General features: G+C 36.9%; 21 protein-coding genes. All 21 read left to right on the top strand.

Features of this window, described 5'->3' with window-relative positions:
• The first annotated feature begins 152 nt into the window (after nt 1-152).
• A complete protein-coding gene (locus J2Z40_RS18160) occupies nt 153-968 on the top strand; it encodes a hypothetical protein (protein ID WP_066392248.1) in 816 nt (271 codons plus the stop codon).
• 90 nt (nt 969-1058) lie between these two features.
• On the top strand, nt 1059-1232 hold the full coding sequence (locus J2Z40_RS18155) for a TRAP transporter large permease subunit (RefSeq protein ID WP_083953845.1): 174 nt from the start codon (nt 1059-1061) through the stop codon (nt 1230-1232).
• 21 nt (nt 1233-1253) lie between these two features.
• Nucleotides 1254-2387 carry a glycerate kinase gene (locus tag J2Z40_RS18150; RefSeq protein ID WP_066392252.1) on the top strand — a complete coding sequence of 378 codons (1134 nt, stop codon included), beginning with the start codon at nt 1254-1256 and terminating at the stop codon, nt 2385-2387.
• Between the two features lie 24 nt (nt 2388-2411).
• On the top strand, nt 2412-3398 hold the full coding sequence (locus J2Z40_RS18145; protein ID WP_066392255.1) for a 2-hydroxyacid dehydrogenase: 987 nt from the start codon (nt 2412-2414) through the stop codon (nt 3396-3398).
• An 851-nt stretch (nt 3399-4249) separates the two neighbouring features.
• The gene (locus J2Z40_RS18140; protein ID WP_083953846.1) at nt 4250-4576 is read left to right on the top strand and encodes a DUF3870 domain-containing protein; all 327 of its coding nucleotides are present in this window, start codon (nt 4250-4252) and stop codon (nt 4574-4576) included.
• A 227-nt stretch (nt 4577-4803) separates the two neighbouring features.
• Entirely contained in the window at nt 4804-5901 is a 1098-nt protein-coding gene (locus J2Z40_RS18135; RefSeq protein WP_066392259.1) for a M24 family metallopeptidase, read from the top strand.
• A gap of 46 nt (nt 5902-5947) precedes the next feature.
• Nucleotides 5948-7552, top strand: a complete 1605-nt coding sequence (locus J2Z40_RS18130) for an ABC transporter substrate-binding protein (RefSeq protein WP_066392261.1) — start codon at nt 5948-5950, stop codon at nt 7550-7552.
• Nucleotides 7553-7614: 62 nt separating this feature from the next.
• The gene (locus tag J2Z40_RS18125; protein WP_066392262.1) at nt 7615-8598 is read left to right on the top strand and encodes an ABC transporter permease; all 984 of its coding nucleotides are present in this window, start codon (nt 7615-7617) and stop codon (nt 8596-8598) included.
• An 8-nt stretch (nt 8599-8606) separates the two neighbouring features.
• Nucleotides 8607-9512, top strand: coding sequence for a nickel transporter permease (nikC, locus tag J2Z40_RS18120; RefSeq protein WP_083953848.1), 906 nt, complete (start codon nt 8607-8609; stop codon nt 9510-9512).
• 18 nt (nt 9513-9530) lie between these two features.
• A complete protein-coding gene (locus J2Z40_RS18115) occupies nt 9531-10472 on the top strand; it encodes a succinylglutamate desuccinylase/aspartoacylase family protein (protein ID WP_066392263.1) in 942 nt (313 codons plus the stop codon).
• Nucleotides 10469-11668, top strand: a complete 1200-nt coding sequence (locus J2Z40_RS18110; RefSeq protein WP_066392264.1) for a hypothetical protein — start codon at nt 10469-10471, stop codon at nt 11666-11668. Before J2Z40_RS18115 ends, J2Z40_RS18110 begins: the two co-directional genes overlap by 4 nt.
• Before the next feature lie 11 nt (nt 11669-11679).
• Nucleotides 11680-12999, top strand: coding sequence for an aspartate aminotransferase family protein (locus J2Z40_RS18105; RefSeq protein WP_066392271.1), 1320 nt, complete (start codon nt 11680-11682; stop codon nt 12997-12999).
• Between the two features lie 13 nt (nt 13000-13012).
• Nucleotides 13013-14023 (top strand): oligopeptide/dipeptide ABC transporter ATP-binding protein, encoded by a 1011-nt coding sequence (locus tag J2Z40_RS18100; RefSeq protein WP_066392273.1) that lies wholly within the window; start codon nt 13013-13015, stop codon nt 14021-14023.
• Entirely contained in the window at nt 13998-14993 is a 996-nt protein-coding gene (locus J2Z40_RS18095; RefSeq protein WP_066392275.1) for an ABC transporter ATP-binding protein, read from the top strand. The genes J2Z40_RS18100 and J2Z40_RS18095 overlap by 26 nt, the downstream gene beginning before the upstream one ends.
• Nucleotides 14994-15010: 17 nt before the next feature.
• Nucleotides 15011-16195 (top strand): M24 family metallopeptidase, encoded by a 1185-nt coding sequence (locus tag J2Z40_RS18090; RefSeq protein ID WP_066392278.1) that lies wholly within the window; start codon nt 15011-15013, stop codon nt 16193-16195.
• 327 nt (nt 16196-16522) lie between these two features.
• Entirely contained in the window at nt 16523-16783 is a 261-nt protein-coding gene (locus tag J2Z40_RS18085) for a hypothetical protein (RefSeq protein ID WP_066392280.1), read from the top strand.
• A 46-nt stretch (nt 16784-16829) separates the two neighbouring features.
• Nucleotides 16830-17162, top strand: coding sequence for an aspartyl protease family protein (locus J2Z40_RS18080; protein ID WP_083953849.1), 333 nt, complete (start codon nt 16830-16832; stop codon nt 17160-17162).
• 305 nt (nt 17163-17467) lie between these two features.
• The gene (locus J2Z40_RS18075) at nt 17468-18745 is read left to right on the top strand and encodes a toprim domain-containing protein (protein ID WP_066392288.1); all 1278 of its coding nucleotides are present in this window, start codon (nt 17468-17470) and stop codon (nt 18743-18745) included.
• The gene (locus tag J2Z40_RS18070) at nt 18721-20130 is read left to right on the top strand and encodes a hypothetical protein (RefSeq protein ID WP_066392291.1); all 1410 of its coding nucleotides are present in this window, start codon (nt 18721-18723) and stop codon (nt 20128-20130) included. Before J2Z40_RS18075 ends, J2Z40_RS18070 begins: the two co-directional genes overlap by 25 nt.
• Entirely contained in the window at nt 20090-20797 is a 708-nt protein-coding gene (locus tag J2Z40_RS18065) for a hypothetical protein (RefSeq protein WP_066392293.1), read from the top strand. The genes J2Z40_RS18070 and J2Z40_RS18065 overlap by 41 nt, the downstream gene beginning before the upstream one ends.
• On the top strand, nt 20778-24005 hold the full coding sequence (locus J2Z40_RS18060; protein WP_066392294.1) for an AAA family ATPase: 3228 nt from the start codon (nt 20778-20780) through the stop codon (nt 24003-24005). The genes J2Z40_RS18065 and J2Z40_RS18060 overlap by 20 nt, the downstream gene beginning before the upstream one ends.
• The last annotated feature ends 494 nt before the right edge of the window (nt 24006-24499 follow it).

Below are 24499 nucleotides of genomic sequence, written 5' to 3'. Positions count from 1 at the left end.
GAGTGCTTATAATCCCCACTACCCCATAAAAAATCCGTGATTAAGTCCCTGTCCTATAGCATAATGAAGTTAGGAAAATGAATAGATTATATCTGCTTTTTCAGTAGTTATTATATATATTAACAGAAGACGTCATCACCCTTATCCAAGGCATGATTGAAAAGGAATATGTAGAAGTCATCAAAAATAGCGACGAACTGATTGTTGGACTTGAAGGGGAAAGAATTCTTAGAAGTAAGGATTTCTATTCTGTCTTTATGACATCAGACGAATACGAAGTGATGGATGGGGCCAAAAAAATTGGTCGGCTCGATAAAGCCTTCATCATAAATATTGGCGACAATATCATCCTTGGTGGAAGACTATGGGGCATTAAGGACATCGATTTCGATCGAAGTAAAGTATACGTCACCAAAGCGGTTAGTGGGAAAAAACCTACCTATACAGGCAGTCCCGGTGGTATTCACAAAAAAATTGGCGAAAAAATGATGGAAATTCTTTGTTCTAAGAAAGAGTTTCATTACATTAATGACGTCGCTATGGCTACGCTAAACGACGTAAGGAGAAAGTATCTTTGGAATGGAATAACTGCCGATCATCGCTGTATATGGGTGGATAAAAATGAAGGCATATTTGATACCTATACAGGAACTACGATTACGAAAACACTCGTCTGGATGCTTCGGTATTTTGGTGTTGATGCCAAGATCAGAGATGGAGTCGGCAGAATAACAATCTTAAATCCAGACGGCATCCTTTCAATTCTTCAAAAGATGCAAGAGAAAGAATGGACAGCTGAGGATTTGCTTCCTTATGTAGAAGAGAAAGAGTTTTTTAACTCTAAGTATGCTGCGTTTATTGATGAGTCACTTCATGTGAAAATGCATGTTGGGAAAGAGGTTGATATTGAGGGGGCGGTGGGGTACTTACAGAAGTATGAATTTAAGAGTGTTGATTTAATATTGTAATAATAAGTAAGACAGCTAAGTTAATAACATTTAGACGGCTAACCAATTATTTAAATAATTTCTTTATCCCCATCTGATCTTGCAGTTGGTATGTTAACTCCTCCAGTTGGGGTAAATTTGTTTGTTGCCTGGCAAATCGGGAAGCTGCGAATCGATCAAATTTTAAAACCGCTAATTCCATTTTATATTGTGCTATTAATTGATATTTTGTTAATTTCGTACTTACCACAAATATCATTGTGGCTTCCAAGTGTCTTAAAGTAGATTTCGCGGGAGGTTAGGTCTATGAAAATAGTTGTTGCTCCTGATTCGTTTAAAGGATCAATATCAGCTCGTGATATTTGTACTTCTGTAAAAGAAGGAGTATTGCGTGTTTTTCCACAAGCTTCAGTCATTAGACTACCATTAGCAGATGGTGGCGAAGGAACTATGGAGAACTTGACTTTTACATCTGATGGCAAAATTTTTGATGTTGAAGTAAAGGGACCGCTTGGAAAACCTGTAAATGCATCGATTGGAGTTTTGGGTGATCAAGAAACGGTTGTTATCGAAATGGCACAAGCATCTGGCCTACTTCTTGTTTCTGATAATGAAAAAAGTCCTTTGCTTGCTACAAGCTATGGGACGGGTGAATTAATAAAATATGCTCTTGATAAGAACTACCGTAAATTCATCATTGGACTCGGTGGTAGTGCCACAAATGATGGTGGCACAGGATTGTTAAGAGCTCTAGGAGTGAAGTTTTACTCTATTAATGGTGAAGAGCTGGCTGAGGGAGGAGGATTTTTATCAAGCCTGGATTATTTCGATGATTCATGTTTAGACCCCCGCATAAAACAGTCTTCATTTTTAATAGCAAGTGATGTGACAAATCCGTTATGTGGACCAAATGGAGCGTCTGCCATTTTTGGTCCGCAAAAAGGAGCTTCACCAGATGATGTGATAATTCTTGATAAAGCATTATTTCATTTTAGTAAAATTGTTCAAAAACAAAAAGATGTTGACCTATGCAATATCATTGGTGGAGGAGCTGCTGGTGGTATGGGGGCAGCATTGGTATCATTTTTGAATGCTACGATAAAATCTGGAATTGATGTAGTGATGGATGCCATTCAATTTGATGAAAAAGTTAAAGATGCAAATCTAATAATTACAGGTGAAGGAAAACTAGATAGTCAAACACTGTCAGGAAAAGTGATTGCGGGTGTAAGTAAAGTAGCGAAAAGACATAATATTCCTGTCATTGCCTTATGTGGAGCACTAGAGTTAAATGGTGACCAAATGGATGAACTAGGAATTAGTAGTGCTTTTTCAATTGTACCGGGACCATGTTCACTTGAATCAGCAATGATGAATTCTCAAAAGTGGACTGCAGAACGGGCAGAACAGATTATGCGTTTGTTAAAAGGTTTTTCATAATAACAGAGAGGAAGGATGATAGGTTTGAAACCAAAGGTATTTATTACAAGAAAAATTCCTACTCATCTGCTAAATAAACTAGAAGAGGTATGTGAAGTATCGATTTGGAATCATGAAAATACTCCTGTCCCACGCGAAGTCTTAGAAGAAAAAATAGTCGATGCAGTCGGATTATTTTGTTTGCTGACTGAGACAATTGACGAGGAATTACTTCAAAAGGCTAATAACCTTAAAGTAATTAGCAATATGGCAGTAGGCTATAACAACATCAATGTTGATGTGGCATCTAAAAAGGGAATTATCGTTACAAATACTCCGGGAGTTTTAACAGAAACAACAGCAGATTTAACCTTTGCCCTATTAATGGCTACTGCTAGAAGAATTCCAGAAGCATCCGATTATCTAAGAGATGGAAAATGGAGTACATGGTCTCCGATGCAGCTTACCGGGCAAGATATCTATAATTCTACGATAGGTATTATCGGTCTAGGAAGAATTGGAGAAGCACTGGCAAAGAGGGCAAAAGGATTCAATATGGATATACTGTATTATAATAGAAGCAGAAAGCTAGAAGCCGAAAAGGAATTAGGTTTACAGTATTCGACACTAGAGAATCTATTAAAAGAGTCAGATTATGTCTGCATTATGACTCCTTATACACCAGAAACGAAAAATATGATTAGGAAAGAACATTTTAAGTTGATGAAAGATACTTCGATCATCATAAATACAGCTCGTGGAGGAATAGTGAACGAAAACGATCTCTATCATGCCCTAGTTAATGGCGAAATTTGGGCAGCTGGTCTAGACGTATTTGAACAAGAACCAGTTCCAATGGATCATCCATTGCTGACAATGCCTAATGTTGTAACACTCCCACACATAGGAAGCCCGAGTATCGCAACCCGAATAAAAATGGCAAATGTAGCAGTGAATAATATGCTTCAGGCATTGAATGGGGAAATCCCGGAAAATATTGTGAATAAAGAGTTGGGGAAGTTTAATAATTGACTAAAAGAGGTGCTGAGAAAATTAGCGCCTTTTTTTTATTTTGGCATCTAATTTTAAAAAAGGGTCCATAGGAAAGAGTTTTTTACATCTAAGTACGCTGCGTTTATTGATGAGTCCCTTTGTGTGAAAATGCATGTTGGGAATGAGGTTGATGTTGAGGGGGCAGTGGAGTACTTACAGAAGTATGAATTTAAGATTATTACTTTAATTTAATGTCATGGCACCGACAGCATAATCATTTGAATTAAAAGAGGAAGTTTATGGTGAAGAAAGGTTTGTACCCCACTATATTAACGCAGTGGAGTATAGATCTTTTTTTACAATGTACATAGCATGGGAAGTTTGGTTATTTTAGTCAGAGAAGTTGATGCAAAGGCAAACCTATTTGTTTGAGCATTACAGATAGGGTAAATCTAAAATTTATCTAGTTATCCATCTCTTTTCGGCAATTCGGCTACCGTAGCAGTTACCTCAGGTTTATAGTTTTGATTCCTCCAGTTTGATTGGTTTACTATTATCTTATAAATATAAATTTATAGGTTTATTTCACTATAAAATATCCCAATTTGAACAATAAGTTATAAAGTATAAAGACTAATATTTTATGTTTTGAATTGCTTCAATTAAAAATATATAAACTTCATAATTAAACTTCCTTTATTATCTGAATTTTGTCATAATTATTTAAAAGAAAAGTAACGCGTAATTGTAATTGAATAATATAAGAAAAAGACTTTGTGAACAATAGTAGTGAAATCTAATTAAACAAGGGGGGAATTTTGATTTACAATATTAGCACATATTTTTAGAGAGTAATACCTAATATTAAAAATAATTAAGGAGGTACACTTATGAGTTATATTGATACGATTGTTTGTACAGGTTATTCTCGATTACCTGACGGAATGGCAGCTAAAAATCTATTTGGGGTGATGGGAGTTGGCTTTGAAATTGATCCCGAAACAGATTGCATTGTAAATGCATCAAGTACCTTTGTCACGAATATGTGTACTGATTTTATAAGAAATATTTTTACAGGACATGACTTAAAAGAAGGATTAGAAGCACCTATTGAAAAATTCGAGAAAAGATATTTCGGTTTAGGAAAAAAGGCAATTGTTTCTGCAATGCGAGATGCATATAATCAATATTTAATCTATAAGTCAATGAACATCTAACTCTTTAAAAAATTAAAAATATCCCGTTGACTTTATTTGAATAATTAGTATAATTAAAATAATCAAACAATTAAATGCTTCAGCGAGCCTAAAGTTCGGTGGATAGGCAGCCCCTATTCATAAAAAGAATTTTAAGACCAAGCTGTTCGAAATGACCCTTTTTTTAAGGCGTCTTTCGATATGGCTTGGTCTTTATTATTTTCTACATAAAAGGAGTGATTGAAAAATTGGAACCATATTCAACTAGAATACAAAAATGCTTACAAGAAGTTGAGTTGAATCAATTTAATCATCTAGTCGTTTCTTCGAGTTATAATCTTAAATATTTATTAGGAGCAAACCTTGATACAGGTGAGCGAATGACAGTTTTACTTTTATCACCTGAGAAAACAGCAAAATTATTTATCCATCAAATGTTTTCAGATCAAGTTCCTAACTTAAATAAAATTGAAATCGTTTATTACAGTGATGAGATGGACCCAATAAACGTATTAGCAACCTATTTTTCAAACTTTGATAGTTTAGGAATCGATCAAAATTGGCTTTGTTCCTATTTAATTGATTTGTTAAAAGAACTTCCAGAAATAAAATTTGAAAAAAGTACGATTGTAGAAAAGTTAAGAGAAATTAAAGATGAACAAGAAATTGATATCCTTCGACAATCTGCAAAGATTGCTGATGCAGTTATGTATCAAATTACACAGCTTCAATATCTTCCAGCAACGGAAAGAGAAATTGCTGGGACAATTAAAAGTTTCTTCGCAGAACATGGAGTAAATGAATTATCCTTCACTCCAATTATTGGATTTGGGAAGAATTCAGCCAATCCACACCACACGATCTCAGATCAACTGTGTCAAATCAATCAACCGATTTTAATAGATATGGGAGGTGTATTTAACGAGTACTGCTCTGATATTACAAGAACTTTTTACTTAGGAAGAAAAAATCAGCAATTTGAAGATTTTTATGAATGGGTTAAAGACATACAAATGCAAGCAATTGATCTGGTGAAACCAGGGGTTTCTTTTTCAGAAATAGATTTATTTGTTCGAAGTTCATTTGCAAAAAAGGGCTATGATAAATATTTCATTCATAGAACCGGGCACGGCATAGGTCTAGAACTACATGAAGGACTTTCAATCCATAGAAATAACCAAGATGTAATCAAACCAGGAATGGCTTTCAGCATTGAACCTGGATTGTATTTCCCAGGTCAATATGGAATTCGGATCGAAGATATTGTTGTTGCAACAGAAACTGGGTGTGAAGTGCTTAATCATTGCTCTAAAGAAATACAGTATTTAGAACTTGTTGGGGTGTAATAGATTTACCAAATATATTGATGAGTTCAAGGAGGCGAATGAATAAGTGAGAAAGAAAAACGGGTATTCTATATTACTTGCTTTTACGTTAATTTTTGCAGTATTCCTCACAGGATGTTCCTATGAGGAGCCAACAAATAGTAGTAATGGTACTAGTGATTCTAAGACGAATGAGTCTGCTAGTAAGAGAGAGGAAATAAAAGTTGGATTGGATGTCGATGCAGGAACGATGGATCCTCGTCTGTCAAAAGATACAACAGCAACAAGAGTAACCGAACTTGTATACGATGGCCTTGTTTATCTTACAGCTAATTTAGAGGCCGAACCAGCACTTGCAACAGAATGGGATAATTCTGATCCGACTGGATGGATTTTCACACTACGTGAGGATGTTACATTTCATGACGGGGAGCCTTTCACGGCAGAAGATGTCAAATATACGTATGACAGCTTAATCGATCCAGATTTCCAAGCTCCTTATGCATCATTATTTGAACCGATTGAATCAGTAGAAGTAGTAAGCGAGTATCAAGTGAAGTTTAACTTAAAAGATCCATCTGCCCCTCTATTAAACTACATGGATATTGGAATTGTTCCAAAACATATTGGTGAAAAAAATGATACAACGTTATCTAACGCTCCAATTGGTACTGGTGCCTATAAAATGGTTGGCTGGGATAAGAATAGCAAAATCTCATTTGAAGCAAATGAAGATTATTGGAACGGAGCGCCTACAACGAAAAAGTTAACCTATTTCATCATTCCTGATAACTCTACTCGAGTAGCTTCATTAGAATCTGGGGATATCGATTTAGTTCATTCGCCACTATCTCCTCAGGATATTAAAAGATTAAAAGATAATGATCAGTTTGTAGTGGAGGAACTAGAGGGACTTGGATTTACCTATTTGAACTTTAACCAAAAACACCCTATTCTTGCTGATTTAAAAGTACGTCAAGCAATTTCACACCTCGTAAACAAGGAGGTAATTTCTGCGGATATTTATCAAGGCATGGATACACCAGGGACATCCCCGATTATTCCAGCATCCTGGGCATTCGACGATTCAATTGCTGGCTTCCCTTATGATACAGATAGGGCTGCAGAGTTATTCAAAGAAGCTGGGTGGGAAGATACGGATGGAGACAGCATCTTAGATAAAGATGGTGAAAAACTATCGATTATTCTATCAACCCATAGTGAAGATCCAAACCGTATGCAAGCAGTGGAATATCTACAAAATGAATTCACCAAATATGGGGTAGAAACAGAAGTACAAACAAGTGAATGGCCAACATTTAGCACCGCATTACAGGAAGGGAATTTCGATATTTCACTAGTTGGCTGGTTGAATTTAATTGATCCAGATCGTTCCTTCTACAATCCATTCCATACAAACGGTGGAAGTAACTATGGAAAATATAGCAATCCTGCCGTTGATAAATTAGTAGAAGACGGAAGAACGGCATTAGATTTAGAAGAACGAAAGTCTATTTACCAAGAAGCAGCAAAAATTGTTACAGAAGAAGTAGCATATAATGTCCTTTTATACCAAGGATATATCGTTATGCATAACAAAAATTTAAAGGGATTTGATCCTCATCCTCGTGGAAGTTTATATGGGCTAAAGAACGCAGAAGCAATAAATTAGTACTGAAATGAGGAAAGAGGAGAGACCATATCTCCTCTTCCTTCAAAGTCAGGAGTGGTCTAATGGCAACATTTATATTAAAAAGATTTCTTCAATTAATCCCAGTACTATTAGGAATCTCGATTCTCGTATTCTTCCTCCTCCATCTGATTCCAGGTGACCCTGCATTGACACTGCTTGGTCAAGATGCAACACCAGAGGATCTCGAACGATTAAGAGAAATTATGGGATTGAACGAACCACTGTATATTCAATTACTAGTTTTTCTTCAAAATCTATTTCAGGCAGACCTTGGAATGTCGATCTTCCAAGATACGCCAGTCATCAATCTAATTGCCAAGCATCTGCCAGCAACCCTTGAGCTTGCTCTCATTGCATTGTTGATTGCACTAATCATCGCTATTCCTTTAGGTATAGTTTCTGCAGTCAAACAATTTTCATGGCTTGATTATTGTAGTATGTTTTTTGCACAAATTGGTGTTTCCATGCCTGTATTCTGGATGGGTCTTTTATTAATCATTGGCTTCTCCGTTAATTTAAATATTCTTCCTTCATTTGGAAGGGGAGAGCCTTTATTTGAAGCAATTGGACAGACAATCCAAACCGGGAATTTTTACTATGTAATGGAAAGTTTAAAACATTTAATCTTGCCCGCATTCACATTAGGTGTCATGAGTGCTGCTTTAATTACTCGGATGGTACGATCAGCCATGCTTGAAGTGTTAAAGGAAGATTATATTCGAACGGCTGAAGCAAAAGGAGTTAGAGGAATAATAGTCATCATTAAACATGCATTTAGAAATGCGTTAATCCCGGTTGTAACGATCATCGGTCTCCAATTCGGAAACTTACTAGGTGGTGCGATTGTTACTGAGACAGTATTTGCATGGCCTGGGATTGGCCGGTTAGTTATAACGGCCATTAGTCAAAGGGATTTTCCAGTTGTTCAAGGTTGCGTTTTGATGATTGCGCTTATTTTCGCTTTAATCAACTTAATTGTTGATATTTTATATGCCATTATCAATCCAAAAATTCAACAAGTATAAGGAGGGAGATGATGGAACTATCCAAACAAGTCCAACCGGAGAACAAAACTAGTAATCTCCCCAAAAGGAGTATTCCATTTAGGGAACTCCTTAGTCTATTAACTAAGAGCAAATCAGCTTTAATTGGAGGAATTTTTGTTTTAATTGTTCTATTTTGTGCAATTTTTGCTCCAATCATTGCCACTCATGACCCATATGAAATGGATATGAGTAATCGATTGTTAACCCCCATGGAAGATGGTCATATTTTAGGCACGGATCAATATGGACGTGATCTATTTACGAGAATTATTTATGGGGCAAGAGTTTCACTTGAAGTTGGTTTAGTGTCAGTCGTATTAGCAATGGTAATTGGTGTAACCCTTGGTCTTATCTCAGGGTATTATGGAGGCTGGGTTGATACGATCATTATGAGAATTGTTGACATCTTTTTATCCTTCCCTGTCCTTCTTTTGGCAATTGCTTTAGTTGCTGCACTAGGTCCAGGTATTGAAAATGTGATTTTAGCTCTCGGTTTCGTGTATTGGACCAATTATGCAAGGATTGTTCGGGCAAATGTTTTATCAGTTAAGGAGGAGGAATATATTCAAGCGGCCAAAACAATCGGCTCCAATAATTTCCGTATTATTTTTTATAATATTCTCCCGAACTGTTTAGCACCTATTGTCGTTGTAGCGACATTAGGGCTTGGTACGGCCATTGTTTCTGAAGCAACACTAAGCTTTCTAGGGCTAGGAATTCAACCGCCAGAGTCAAGCTGGGGATGGGCATTAGCCTTCGGAATGAAATTTATTCGCGAGGCCCCTCATTTATCTATTTACCCTGGGTTGGCTATTATGTTCACAGTTCTTGGCTTTAATTTATTAGGAGATGGAATTAGAGATTTAACCGATTCAAAACTAAAAAGAAATTAATCTTAAGGAGGAATTATAATGACAGTTACATCTACACGCGAATATAAAGAGGTTGTTGTTACACATTTATCAAATGGAACGCCCCTATCATTACCTATTCACACGATTCATGGGGTAAAAGAAGGCCCTGTTTTAGGCATTTCTGCACTTGTGCATGGGGATGAAATTATTGGTGCAGAAATTGTGAGACGGGTGTACAACCGGTTGGATGAAAAGGAACTGTCTGGTGTAGTAAAACTGCTTCCAGTTTCCAATCCACTTGCATTTGAGAGCATGACTAGAAATACACCGCTGGATATGAATAACTTGAATCGTGTATTCCCAGGAGATAAAAATGGGTGGGTGACAGATCAAATAGCAAATGCGATGGTTGAAAATTTCTTAGACCATATTGATGTGTACATTGATTTACATGCAGGAGGGGCTACTCCAGTCGTTGATTATGTATACATTCAGAACGATGAAGAATTATCAAGAGCATTTAACTTTCCTATCTTATATCGCCCCGCAAATCCATATGAAGGGACAACAGCCACTTATACGACAGAAAAGGGAATTCCAAGTATAACAGTAGAGGTTGGCGGTGGGCCAAACTATGATAAAGACATTGAAAGAGGGGTGGAAGGCATCTTCAATGTAATGAGGAAGCTGAAGATGATCCCAGGGGAAGTCGCTCCTCCACCTGAACAAAAAGTGATGACTGAAATCGCAGGCATTCGTCCGAAAGAAGGAGGAATTATGGTTCCGGCGTTTGACTTTAGCTCAGTAGGAACAGTGATTGAGGGGAAACAGGTGCTTGCACGCACGTACAACCCAAGAACATTTGAAGAGCTTGAAGTAATACGTGCTCCATTCGAGAGGAATGTAGTGATTTTAACGAGAGGACTCTTTAATAAAGTAAGCCCAGGGGATTATGGATTTATGTTAGGAAACCTTGATACTGCGGAGGAAAACGAATGAGGACGCAGTCAGTCCCATTTGAAGCCTTAGATCATCAATTGTCCCAGGATTATACACAAATTGTACTAGGGATGGATAAATTTTATCGAGAGAGTCATTTGTTCGGTACAGAAGCTTCTCTCGATAAGGAAGGTTTAGTTCCGGTTAATTTAACGAATGAAACGCCAAAAATGTATCACTCATGGCATGATATTCTTGCAGATTTAGAGGATATTAGAAATAAATATGCAACAATTCAATCTGAAGTTCGCAGAAATTATATGCAGCAGCAAATCGGCTCCCTAATCACACTTGCAAATTGGAGCAGTGGAAAAGAAATCCCTTTTCGAGAAAAAGTGAGAGGTTTACTTTATGTAAATGAAAACCCCTTTTCAATTGCTGAAAGAAAGGAGCTTCATCAACGACTTGATACTCTTTTGTCTAATAAGGGGTTAGAAGGTTCTTTGAAGGATAAAGTTAGGAAGTGGGAACAAACGCAACATGTTCCTTCCAAACAGATTGAATCTGTTCTAAAAGACTTGCTAGTAGACGGAAAAGAACGAGTTGTTCAAAAGATGTTTAAAGAAATGGAAGATGTAGAAGTAACACCAGTCGTAGTATACGGTGTCCCATACAGTGCTTATTGTGATTATGTTGGAGGGAAAATGTATATTAATGGAGATTTATTTTATACTTATGAATCTCTTAAACATTTAGTTGCCCATGAATCTTTCCCTGGACATACGACACATTTGAGGTTAAGAGAATTAGGCGTAAAGTCTGGAGATATTCCTTTAGATGCTGCATTAGTCATTACAAATACAGCAAGTAGTTCAATATTTGAAGGAATTGGTGATAATGGAATTCACTTCATCGATTGGGTCAATACAATTGATGATGAAATCTATCAAGTTTACCAGGAAATAAAGTCTATCTCTGGATTAAATGCCGCACATATGCTACATGCAGAACAAGCATCTGATGAAAAAGTAGCTTCTTTTCTACGAGATTTTGCATTTGGGGAAGAAAACTGGATCGAATCAAGGCTCCGTTTTTTCAAGCATTCATTAAGGTCTCCATTTATTTATTCTTATTGGAGAGGAAATGAAGCAGTTCAAGAAGTTTATAAGAGGATACCTGAAAATTCAAAACCATCATTTTATGAATTCTTATATAAAAACATGTTATCAGCAGATACAGTTAAACAATTCAGATAGGAAGTGACAGTATGGAACTCACAAAGTCAAGAGAGCTATTTGTAAGAGCAGAAAAGTCTGTTCCTGGAGGCGTTCATTCCAATTCACGTTTTCGCAATCCACACCCAATCTATTATCGAAAGGCTGAGGGAGCATATCTTACTGATATGGATGGCAATCGTTATCTTGATTGCATTATGGGAAATGGAGCCATTATCCTTGGTCATAATGATCAAGATTTCAATGAACGAGTGCAGCAATACAGTTCTACGGGAATCGTAACAGGAGTAGAGACAGAATTAAGTGTCAAAACGGCCGAAAAATTTCTTACTCTTGTCCCAACAGCTGAACAAGTGCGTTATACGAATACTGGAACGGAAGCGATCATGCACGCGATGGCAATGGCGAGAACGTACACGGGGAAACAAGATATTGCTGTTATCGAAGGGGCGTATAACGGCTGGCATGATGCCGTATATGTGAGTACATGGCCAGACTTACAAAAGGCAGGAGATAGTAGTGAGCCAAAATCACTCCCTGGTGCATCTGGATTGATCGATGATGTAGTAAAAAGCACGCTTGTACTCCCCTATAATAACCTAGAAGTTGCGGAACAATTGCTTACCGAAAATAAGCATCGGATTGCTGCTTTAATTATTGAACCAACCATGATTGATATTGGGTATATCCCAGCGAAAAAGGACTATTTACAAGGGTTAAGAAAGCTTTGTGACCAGTTAAATATTGTGCTTGTTTTTGATGAATTATTAACAGGATTTAGGGATTCGCCAGGGGGGGCGCAAGGGCATTATGGGGTTACACCTGACTTAGCGACGTTTGGGAAGGCGATCAGCAACGGCTATATGTTAGCTGCTTTAGCAGGGAAAGCATCCATTTTTGAGACAGTCACACCTGGAAAAGGAACATGTTCTTTTATTGGGACGTATAACGGGCATCAAATTTCTTTAGCGGCGTCACTAGCCTTTATGGAGATTTATGAGGAAAGAAACGTATTTCAAACCCTTCAAGCTAGAACAGAAACACTAATTGCAGCATTTGCTAAACTAGCAGATAATTATCAAATTAAAGCAAGAATACAAGGACGAGGCGGACATTTCCATTGGTACTTTACTGATCAAGAAATACTCGATTATCGAAGTGCTACGCAAAGCAGCAAAGAAAATTATGCGACTTTTATTGCAGCATTTGCCCAAAAAGGCGTTTATTGCTCACCAAATTATTTACTCCATCATGCCATTTCAATGGCGCACACAGATGAAATTATCCAGCAGCTCGTAAATGACATGGATGGCAGTCTGCAGAAAATTGCTGGTATAAAAGCAGGTTCTTAAGGGGGAATGCTTCGTGAATTCGAACATCCTGGAAGTGAATAAGTTGAAAACTACATTTTTTTCTAGAAAAACCCCCTTTAACGCAGTGGACGAAATTTCCTTTCATGTTGCCAAAGGGGAGACACTTGGGATTGTTGGTGAATCAGGTTGTGGAAAAAGTGTGACATCTCTATCCATTATGGGTCTCGTTAAACCTCCTGGAAAGGTATCAGGAGATGAAATCAAATATAATGGAATCAATCTTTTAGAGTTATCTAAAAGGGAGATGCGAAAACTGCGTGGCAATGAAATCAGTATGATTTTCCAAGAACCGATGACATCACTCAATCCAGTATATAACGTTGGTGACCAAATCGGTGAATCCTTAAAGGTTCACAAAAATCTTAAAGGGAAAGAACGAAAAGAAAAAGTAGTAGACCTATTAAAACAAGTCGGCATTCCACGTGCAGAAGAGATTTATTACAATTACCCACATCAATTATCTGGTGGGATGAGACAAAGAATAATGATTGCCATCGCAATGGCTTGTGATCCAAAGTTAATTATTGCGGATGAACCGACAACCGCATTAGACGTTACGATTCAAGCACAAATATTGGAGCTGATGAAGGAACTGCAAGCCAAAAAAGGAATGTCCATGATCCTTATTACTCATGATCTTGGAGTCGTTTCTGAAGTTTGTGATCGATTAGTTGTCATGTATGCAGGGAAAATTGTTGAAACAGGGGCTGTGAAGGATGTATTAAGCAGCCCTTCACATCCTTATACAAAAGGGTTATTAGCGTCCTTACCAAAAAAGGGACATAAGGAAAAACGCTTGAATTATATCCCTGGTCAAGTACCAGCACCAATCAACTGGGGGAAAGGATGTCGATTTTCTGATCGTTGTCCGTATGTAATGAGTAAATGTCATACAGATATCCCCTTACTAACGAAGGTAAAAGACGGGCAAGAATCAGCTTGCTGGCTGACAGTTGAAGAAGGGAGGAGGGCTCCCAATGACACAATTGAAGCAACAAGTTAATCAAAATGAATATATATTGGAAGTAGAAAATGTAAAAAAGTATTTTCCGATAAAAAAAGGCGTCTTCTCTAAACAAGTCAGGGCAGTGAAAGCTGTCGATGATGTTTCGTTCCAAATGCGAAAAGGAGAAACACTGGGGATTGTCGGAGAAAGCGGCTGTGGAAAATCTACAATGGCCAGATTAATTATCCGATTACTTGAAGCAACAGATGGCGTCATTAAGTTGGAAGGAAAGGATTTAACGACACTTTCAAAAGAGGAAATGCGCTCCACTCGAAGAGATATCCAAATGGTATTTCAAGATCCATATGCTTCTCTTAACCCAAGATGGACAGTTGAAAGAACATTATTAGAGCCAATGCGCGTATATAATATCGGCACGAGAAGTGAAAGAAAAGAGAGAGTCATCGATTTATTGAATAAAGTTGGATTAGATTCAAGTTATGCAAAACGTCATCCTCACGAGTTCAGTGGGGGGCAGCGGCAAAGAATTGGAATTGCGAGAGCATTAGTATTAAATCCAAAGCTAATCATTGCCGATGAACCTGTTTCTGCTCTTGATATATCGGTTCAGGCACAAGTGATTAACCTTATGCAAGATCTTCAAGAACAATACAATTTGACTTATATGTTTATTACGCATGATCTGTCCGTTTGTGAACATATTTCCGATCGTGTGGCTGTAATGTATCTTGGAAAGATCGTTGAATTAGCGAAAAAAGATCAATTATTCTCTAATCCACTTCATCCCTATACACTTGCACTTATTTCTGCAGCACCTGAAGTGAACTCACCAGTTAAAAAGGAAAGAATTGTTTTAAAAGGGGATGTTCCAAGCCCGGCTAAACCACCAAAAGGTTGTGCATTTCATACAAGATGTCCAAGCTGTATGGATATTTGTAAAGTGGAAGCACCGACACTTAATGAAAAAGAACCTGGCCAGTTTGTTGCGTGTCATTTATATCAATAACAAGATAGGAGATTGCTATGAGACTATCGATATCGAATTCAGAAATAATGGCAAGGCAGGATCGATTCTGGGAAAAGCTGCAGCAGCAAGGTTTAGATTGTGCCATTCTTTTTAGTCCGACTGATATCTTTTACTTAACAGGCTTCTATTTTTCACCAACGGAGAGACCGATTGCTTTCTTTATGGATCCCAATCAGAAGACCCACTTATTTGTTCCATACTTAGAGAAAGAACATGCTGAAGATTTTTCCGTTCAGATAAGTGATGTCCATTCTTATCCTGAGTATCCTGGTATTAAGCATCCAATGGAGTACTTTAAAAACGAATTAATGGCAGCTGGTTTCCAAGGGAAGAGGATTGGAGCAGACAGTCTTAGCTATGGTTCACCGGCAGGCTATCGCGGTCCATCGATTGATCAATTAGTAGAGGGAACAGAATTTCAGTCAATCAAAGATATTGTTCCTGAACTAAGAATGATAAAATCGTCAGAAGAAATAGAGCTAATGAATGAATCATGCCGATGGGGAAATCTTGCCCATCGATTATTGCAAAAATATTCAAAATCAGGAATAAGCGAACTTGAAATTACGAGTAGAGCTAGTACTGAATCGACATTGGCAATGATTGAAACGCTAGGTCCAGACTATAAACCACATGGCGAAACAGCTTTTGCCCTATTTAGGGGACAAATTGGTGAAATGTCTGCCTATCCGCATGCCGTTACCCAGAATGCGATTCTAAAAAGAGGTGATACATTAGTAACTGCCTCAGCTGCAAGTATTTGGGGATACAAAAGTGAATTAGAAAGAACGATGTTTGTTGAAGAAGTGAGTAAGGAACAAGAGAAATATTTTCAATATATGCTAGAAGCACAAAATATTGCCTTTCAGCACATTAAGCCAGGAAAACCACTATCTTATGTGGAAGAAGCTGTTCAAATGTATTTTAAAGATAACAATATTACTCATTTAACAAGACATCATACAGGTCATGCCATTGGTTTGTTATTTCATGAATCCCCTTTCTTTGATTTGGGGGATCATACAATAATGGAACCTGGTATGGTATTTACTGTAGAACCTGGTATTTATGTAAAAGGAGTTGGTGGATTTCGCCATTCCGATACGGTGCTTATAACAGAAAATGGTATGGAAATGCTAACTTATTATCCAAGGGATATTGGTTCTTTAATTTGCAATTAATTTATTTTACTTTAATAACTAACATTAGTAATTTTAAGAAGGAATAAACCATTTTTAATTTATATGAATCAGACTGTAAGCAAACTCGATAAAATTTGGAGTTGCATACAGTCTGATTTATTTTTTAAACAGAAAATGAGGATATTTTAATTAGTATAGAGAGTTTATCCTATCTTATTGGAAAGGGAGGTCAGTTGTGAAAGTTAAGTTCATACTGGTATTATCCAATTTACGGAATTTGTTCAATTTAGAATTAAGAATAAAATACAATCATCTTAAAATGCTATAATTAAAATAAAATTAGGCATAAATTGGAGGCGTATATAGATGAAATGGTCGGAAGTACGTAAGCATTTTCCAGAACGTTGTGTCCTAGTAGAATCATTATTATCAGAAACAAGAGGAAAAGAAAGAATCATCAAGGAAATGTCTGTAATTGATGATTTTGAAAACGGCAATGCAGCATGGAAAGTGTATAAAAAATTACATGCAGAAAATACAAATCGTGAATTATATATCTTTCACACCAATAACGAAGAAATAAAGGTAATTGAGCAGCCATATATAGGAGTGCGTGAAAGAGTATAAAATTTGAAATGAATGATCATCTGCCGCTAATCGCTGTTCAGATTGAATACAACGGAATGAAAAAACTTTTACTGATGTACTGCTTGATACTGGTTGCTCTTCAAGTATTTTAGATATGGATTTATGTGAAGAAATTGGGTTAATGCTCGATTTAGAAAATGCGATTACACGTAAAATGTACGGAATTGGTAGTACTGAAATTTGTATAGAACAAAAAGTGAGTGGCATGACAATCGATACGTTCCACCTGAGAGATTTCACTATACAGCTCGGTGATGTAAGAGAAATGCATGGATTTGACGGAATCATCGGAAGTGATTTTTTTCTTGTAAATCAATTAATCATCGACTTTGAAAATATGGAAGTACGAAAAAACTAGTTTAAGGTAAACACTACTACTCTTATATGAATCTGCCATCACCATCCAATCCATGGAATACTTAGTTTTTTACCTAGGTATAGATTAAAATCCCCCGCACGTTCTATCGCCCTTACACAATTCCTCTCAAACTTTTCAAATGATGTAATATCCTGGATTATTAATTGCAAACAGGCATGTTAATGTCAACTAATTCTGATATAAAAAGTAGATAAAGTTCAATTCACATATTTTGTTATTTCATTAGCAGAAAGCTACTCCTTACTCTATGATAAAATAAAATTACGGTAGAGGGGGATCAGGCTTTGATAGACAATGCGTGGAAAGATTATTTGTATGAACATATTTTATTGAAAGATGAGGAACTTAATCTACTTGATATTAGAGAAAATAATGGGATGATCGATATTCCTATCATAAAAAAGACAGCTAGAACTAGAAGAATGGTTGCGATGTTAACAGTGGGGGATAATAACCAAGATGTCCCACCAATTAATCTAGTAAAAGACTTCACAAGCCCAAGAACTAAAAAACAATTTGAACTTACAAATGTGATATATGAATGGATTCGAAACGGATGGGTCATTCGTGAGTATCGCTTGGCAAAAGACGAGCGAACGGTGAAAAGTGAACAGTTTCGAATGGGATTGTCCTTATTCCAGTATAAAAAGCAAATGAAGGATCAACAAGAAACAGAGAAAAATGACTCTTTCCTCGAATGGAAGAATCAATGGAAACAAATACAGAAAACTTCTTCTTCATCAAACCTTAAACGTAAGGAGAAGCTTAATAGATTAAATGATATTTTAGATGAAATGGCAATGAAGGGGAATATTGACGATATTGGCACTGCGTGGAGGTTTCAAAAGCAATTGTTGTTTTTACATTTTTTGGCTGCGTTTTATCAAATTTCAATGATCGAACATCATTTTGATTGGAAGCAGATTGGCGCAAAGTATTACCAGAAAATTGGTGGATCGAAGGAATTCGATGCTTATAAAAAGGAATTCATTGAAGTTGCTGAAGAGTTACTTGAATATCCATTGCAATTACTCGGGCTAAGCAGCTTAGGGACGATTACCCCGATTTATTTTACAGGACCGATGCAGGGGCAAAGTGTTTCGTACAAGTATGGACCGATTCACGCAACAACCGATTTAGCGGTTTTTACCGAGAATTTTCAAACGGACGCAGAAGTATTGTGGTTAGTTGAGAATCGTGGGATTGTTACACGAATGGCTTATGAAAAGAATTTTTTGACGAGTTCAAAGAGCTTTATATTAGGGATTGATGGCCAATTAAGGTCTGCCCATCGACGATTGATTGAACAGCTTGTATCAAATGTAAAACAAGTGATTATTTGGACCGATGTGGATGAAGCAGGATTCATCATTGCTAAAGATGTAGGAGAAACCGTAGAAAAAAGTCAGGCAGTAACGAAATGGGTTGTTCCCCCATTAGAAGTCGTTCTGAATTTAGAAGAGTTTCAATCAAGATATGAAGGAGCAATACAAGTTCAGAAAGAGGAACAGGAGCAAGAGATTGGGGGAGTAGAGCGATGGAAAAAATGGATCAGTCCCTAATTTCTATTTTTAATATGGATATGGAGAAACCAGAGCTTCTCCAAACGATGCGTGATGTGGCTGCATTAGCAGGTGTTTTAAATGAGTTAAGTGATAAGGAATCGTTTCAGGCTCCAATGAATGTATTGCGTTTTATCCGTGTCATTAATCTCATTAATCAAGAAGCACTTGGGATGACCGATCCAATTGTAAATGAGGACACACTCTTTTATCGGTATCGTCACACGTATGGCTATGACGAAGAGATGACGATTGAATATGTGAAACACTTAACCTATGTGTTGTTGAAGTTTAATTGGATAACGAAAACAGCAAAGCGTATTAAGATGCGTGATCTTGGAAAAAGAATGATGGATGTATTAATTCGACTGGCCAATGATTCGCTTGCTTATTATATGAATGATGATGTTGCCAGGTCTTTATTCCAAGCGAAAAGGGATGCAGAAATTAGTGAAGCCTATGATGACAAAGGCATTTCTGGTGGAAATAAATTGGCTAGTATGATTAAAAATGTAGAGGAAGCCATTTCGCTGCTTACTGAACGGGAGTTAGAATATTTAGCTGATCGAAATGCATTATCCCAAGTAGAAGTCATTCATCAATTAATGAAAGAATTGGAAACGAAAATGATGGAACGTCTGGCCAAATTTGAAACCTTTGATCAGGAATTAGTATTTGCCCCCATTAAACAAAGAGGTATGACAGCCATAAGTGCAGGAACAAAGATTAGTCTTGGTACTATTAATAAAATTCTCAAGTTCGCACACTTACAAAAAACAGATTTCATTGAAACGATCCAACCAGATTTAGTAAGAAATTTTATCGTGCAATCATTTGATCCTCCGATTGGTTCAGAAATTCCAAATGCACATCAAATCCTTAGTTTTATGGAGCAAGGGCAGTATGAGGATGAAGATTTAGATGGTCTTTGGGTACCTGTTAAATTCGCTAGTCCCTTATCTCCAAATGCGATTGATGAGGGGATCGACCATATTGAAAATTACGAACCAATTACTGATGAAATTGTAGAAGAGATGGTGGGGGATTTTCAAGAGATAGATGAAATCACAGAGGATCATTTAGAAGAAATTATGGGCGATTCGAAATGGCAAATGACGAAGCAAATGATTCATACAGAAGATATTGAAAAATACCTTGATGAGGTTGAAGAAGCAGGATTAGACGAGCTCGTTATACAAGCCGGTTCTGACAAATGGAGTGACGTATTGAACGGCTTAATCGGCGTGTCTGCACTCGTTGCAAATAAAAAGGCAGATATAGATGAAAATGCAAATCGAAAAGTACACGGAAATATGGAAGAAAGAGACTGGAGGTGGACAGAAGATGAACAAGGAAGCTACGGAATTAGAAAACGAAGAAAATGATTTCATGAACGATCATCCTTTAAGTGCATTACAGTCGATTCAAGGATTTTTAACAAAGGAAGAAGAGCTTACATTTATGCAAATTTTGTTTTCTTCCTCTGCTACCATTCGAATGGGGAATTTTGGGCTTTCCCGAAAAGAGGTAGAAAAATTGCTCGGTGCAAATAGCGAGGAAGAATTTTTTTCTTTTTTAAAACGAGTGAATCAAGCTGTTTGCCGTTATTTCAAAGTGATTTATGATGAACGCAGGAATCAAGTAGTCGCACTGATGCATGTTCCCGCAAAACAAGCTAGAAACGTATTAAATAAGGAAGGCTTAGCCATTCTTATGTTTATTTTCTATCATCAGGAAGTATTGCAGAATGAGTATACCTTGTTCTCGCAATTGATCAATAGCTTTGGTCATGAGTCCTTACAGGTGACAAGGAAAATACAAGCGAATTTAGATCCCTTGAAAAAAATTGGGGCAATTGAAATCTATGACACGAGCTCGGATGAAGATGCTTATCAATTAACAGCGATTGGTGCGCATCTTTTTTCTGATTCATTTTTGCGGAGATATGCTGAATTTAGTCAATCGAATCAGCTTCATATGGAGGATGTTCTTCGGTTCTTTAAACGCTACAACATGAATGGAGGGGTACCGGATGATACCATGGAGACTTAGATTCTCTGGGATCAGGGATTATATTCCAACTGTAATGGATTTATCTGAGGAGCATGATCATATTCTTATTTCCGGCCCTAACGGAGCAGGGAAATCAACGGTAACCTTTTGTATGGGTGGAGTTCTTTACTCAAGTAAAGTAGATGTGGATGGATTAAAGTCTAATAATCTACCCGCTGATCAGACGTGGCGAGCTAAAATTGATCTTCTATTCAAAAATGCTGGGGAAATAAAAGTTGATGCTCCCCAATATGTACAATTCCGCTTGGAAATTGAGCAAAAACCTGGTGATCCCATTAAAAGAGAGTTTTATATTGAAGAGGGGGACGAAATTGACAAATGGGAGCGGACGACAAAATTTACGAGTGGCGGCAATCTGAATTTTGCGGAATACAAAAATCAAGTGCTGTATAAGTATGCGGTCGACCCAGATGCCTTTTATTTAATTTGGTATCAAAAAGAAGTCAATCAGTTTGCCATCATGCATCCAGAAGAACGTTTCCGAATTTTTAGCGAGATGAACGGCATTGATAAAATCCAGAAAAACTGGGAAGAAAGTATAGAGCTTGTTAAAGAGACAGAACAAAGCCTAAAAGAAGCAGAAGGTAAACAAGGTCTTAATAAAATGAATTTAAAGCAAAAGAAAAAGGAATTGGATCACTACCATGATCGCAATCGTCGACGTGAAGAAGGCTTTACCCAATATTACCGTGGATTAAAATGGCTGGAAACTCATTATCTAAATCAAATCGACTCCTTAAAGTTACAAATAGAAGAATTGTTAACAGATAAAGATGAAAAGATTGATACCAAACGAGTGAAGGAATTTCATTTTTTGGAGAAAAAGGATGAGCTTGAACAGTTCAGACTGCTGCTTAAGCAACTTGAAGGCCGTGAAGATGAATTGGGACTTGAAGTTGAAGGAATAAATAACCAGTTAAAAGTGACCAACGAAAAGATTGATGAAATATCTGAACAAATTGCGGAAATAACAAAACAAGTCGACCGAATTGGGATGTCAGAGAGTGATGTTCAGGTTAGGCTGAATGAGGCGGAAAAGAAATATAACGAAATTGATGCTTCAATTAAGGCAATGGAATCGAAGGTAAATAGCCTATCGAATCGCCGAAATGATCTAATTGATGAAAAGTCAATCTTGACTGTAGAAATAAAACAGGATAAAGATCAGGAAAAAGATTTTAAGGAGTTAATGGTCACATATCTAAGCAGTAATGCTGTTCAAGAAGAAATGGATAAAAACAATCTTGAAATTGAGCATAACAAAGATAGATTACGTGATTTGAGTGAAAACGAACGAAAGATTGATAGAGAACTGACACTGCTTAAAAATAATAAAGTGTATAATCCTCGTCAGGAGCAGTCTATCCGCTTTTTTAAAAGAAATCAAATAGAAGTCTACCCTTTACGGGAGCTTGTGGAATTAGATGAAACAGCAAGTCAGCATGATGAATATATTTTCAATACGATCAAATACACATTATTTGTTAATAAAAAGGCATTTGAAGCACCGAATGACCTTTATCATGTTTCATTGCCTAACCTAATTCCAGACAAGACCATTATGCATTTGCCTGACAAGCATCTAAAGGTTAAAGATCGTCTAGATGAGCGCCTTTATCCCTATGCGATAAAAGCACTTTGGTGGGTCGAGTCATTTTTTAAGGAAGAAAAGCCTTTGATTGTGAATGGTCAGCTTATAGATGAAAAAGGGATTCGTGGACCTCAAGAGGATAAACGAATTATCTTAAGTGAGAAAGTACTGCAATTCCAACAAGCGAAAATGGAAGAAGAGCTAACACGGACAAAAGAAGAAAAGCTTCAAATAGAAAAGGATATTCTTGGACGCAATAATCGGAACTCGACTCTTTTTAGAAGGAGAGAGTTACTTAAAGAGGCTGAAGCATTTTTTACGAAAGAAAATGAAAGAGAATGGCGACAAAGTCAGTTCGATAAAGTATGTAAAGAGATAGAGACAATTGAAAAGGAACTTCGATTGATTCAAGATGAGTTAAATGAGCAAAGAACGTTATTCGCCCAATGGAGGCAATCCCTATCCAATTACCGAGAGTATCTGGAAATCTACCAGCAATTTCGCAAAGAACAAGCAAAAATAGCTGAAGTTCAGAGGTTGAATAGCCTGCTAAAGGAGCTGAAGCAACATAAAAAGGAAAAAAACAAACAATTCGGTGAGATTTCTAATACATTAGATAAAAAAAGACATGACGACAAACAGCTATCAAGAAAGCTGGAAGATTTAGAGTCTGATCTTTCTTATCAAGACCGAGAAATCGAACAAATGGAGCGGCAAATAAAAGCAAGGTTAGAAGAGCGAGTATCAAACGAAGAAGGATATTTTCGTACAAGAAAAGGTATAAAAAAGCTTCAAGAAAGCGTAAAAGATTTAGTTGCTAAGTTTAATGAAGAGGAGGGACATGTTGCAGAGTTGACAAAACCGCAAGCTGAGGACTTATGCAATAATGGAAAATCAGTCTTTGAATTTGCGGTAAGTCAAAAGGATATAGATGAAGCAGCACCAGAAAACTATGCAAAAATGAAAGATGAGTATGATCGTTCAGAGAATGAAGTGAAAAAATCAAGAATCTTATTAGAAGAATATTCAGAACGCATGGAACGATCGAAAGAAGACTTAGAAGATACGATCAATATGAAGATCATTGGTGTGAACCAGAAATTTGTTAACTATATGTCTTTATTCGGTTTTGAAGGGAAAATTGAATGGGATATGAACACCGATCGACGAGGGCAGATTCGGTATACTCTTTTTATTAAGGCAAGAAAAGAAGGGCACCGCGGAAAATTAGAAGATGTCAGTGTGAAAGCACGTGGCGGCAAGGTAGGAAAAGGTGTATCAGGTGGAGAGGAATCACTTAGTTCTTTATTGTTTGCACTCGCGTTATTGCAAACAATCGAGGCATCACCAGGATACATTGTATTAGATGAATTTGATAGTGCCCTTGATGAGGGGCGGAAAGACAAGGTTTTTGAATTATATGAACAAGAATTACAACGAAAAATGATTATTCTTACGCCAAAATCACATGAAGAAGAATACCTGTATCGTTTTTCTAAAGCCTATGTCGTGCATCACAATCCAAATATACCGAGAAGTACTGTGTTTAAAGTGAAGCGGGTTAGGGATAAAGGGAATGATTTGTCGTATATATAGATCAAATCCCAGATAAACGATCCATTCCTTCATTTGTAAAACTTAAACACTTCTTTAGAAACAAAAAACTGTCTAACAAATGTATGATTAGTTAGACAGTTTTTATTTCGGTGTATTAAATTATTTAATCCTGTTAGTTTTAGAGACTAAACTTCCCGACTTGGAAATCGGTGTATTAAAATTGGAGACACTTTCCCTAGATCCAATTTTTCCCTTTGCATAGGTTAATGCCGTTTGCAGCATGTCGGCATAATGATATTCATTTAATCCATTTTTCGAATGTTTTTGAGTCTCCCAGGAAAGTAAAATATCATTCAAATGAATGCCATCAGAAATCAATCTTTCCATCTTGTTTTTAAGGGTAAACGTTATAATTACTTAAATGATTGAGTTCAATATCCCCCTCTGTTAGGATAGATGTCGTAGACAACTTTAGTGTATAGTTTAATTAACACACGGAGGTTGATCGACATGAAAAGTAACAATGGAAAACG

Origin of the sequence: Cytobacillus eiseniae (assembly GCF_017874625.1) — a bacterium.
In the GTDB taxonomy this organism is placed as follows: Bacteria; Bacillota; Bacilli; order Bacillales; family Cytobacillaceae; genus Cytobacillus; species Cytobacillus eiseniae.
Note: the sequence above shows the minus strand (reverse complement) of the source record. Positions and strands in the feature narration are given on the sequence as shown.

Bases quoted from the DNA above. Each gene is read 5' to 3' on its own strand.
- J2Z40_RS18160 (WP_066392248.1), top strand. From the start codon at position 153: ATGATTGAAAAGGAATATGTAGAAGTCATCAAAAATAGCGACGAACTG.
- J2Z40_RS18155 (WP_083953845.1), top strand. From the start codon at position 1,059: ATGTTAACTCCTCCAGTTGGGGTAAATTTGTTTGTTGCCTGGCAAATC.
- J2Z40_RS18150 (WP_066392252.1), top strand. From the start codon at position 1,254: ATGAAAATAGTTGTTGCTCCTGATTCGTTTAAAGGATCAATATCAGCT.
- J2Z40_RS18140 (WP_083953846.1), top strand. From the start codon at position 4,250: ATGAGTTATATTGATACGATTGTTTGTACAGGTTATTCTCGATTACCT.
- J2Z40_RS18125 (WP_066392262.1), top strand. From the start codon at position 7,615: ATGGCAACATTTATATTAAAAAGATTTCTTCAATTAATCCCAGTACTA.
- nikC (WP_083953848.1), top strand. From the start codon at position 8,607: ATGATGGAACTATCCAAACAAGTCCAACCGGAGAACAAAACTAGTAAT.
- J2Z40_RS18115 (WP_066392263.1), top strand. From the start codon at position 9,531: ATGACAGTTACATCTACACGCGAATATAAAGAGGTTGTTGTTACACAT.
- J2Z40_RS18110 (WP_066392264.1), top strand. From the start codon at position 10,469: ATGAGGACGCAGTCAGTCCCATTTGAAGCCTTAGATCATCAATTGTCC.
- J2Z40_RS18105 (WP_066392271.1), top strand. From the start codon at position 11,680: ATGGAACTCACAAAGTCAAGAGAGCTATTTGTAAGAGCAGAAAAGTCT.
- J2Z40_RS18095 (WP_066392275.1), top strand. From the start codon at position 13,998: ATGACACAATTGAAGCAACAAGTTAATCAAAATGAATATATATTGGAA.
- J2Z40_RS18090 (WP_066392278.1), top strand. From the start codon at position 15,011: ATGAGACTATCGATATCGAATTCAGAAATAATGGCAAGGCAGGATCGA.
- J2Z40_RS18085 (WP_066392280.1), top strand. From the start codon at position 16,523: ATGAAATGGTCGGAAGTACGTAAGCATTTTCCAGAACGTTGTGTCCTA.
- J2Z40_RS18070 (WP_066392291.1), top strand. From the start codon at position 18,721: ATGGAAAAAATGGATCAGTCCCTAATTTCTATTTTTAATATGGATATG.
- J2Z40_RS18065 (WP_066392293.1), top strand. From the start codon at position 20,090: ATGAACAAGGAAGCTACGGAATTAGAAAACGAAGAAAATGATTTCATG.
- J2Z40_RS18060 (WP_066392294.1), top strand. From the start codon at position 20,778: ATGATACCATGGAGACTTAGATTCTCTGGGATCAGGGATTATATTCCA.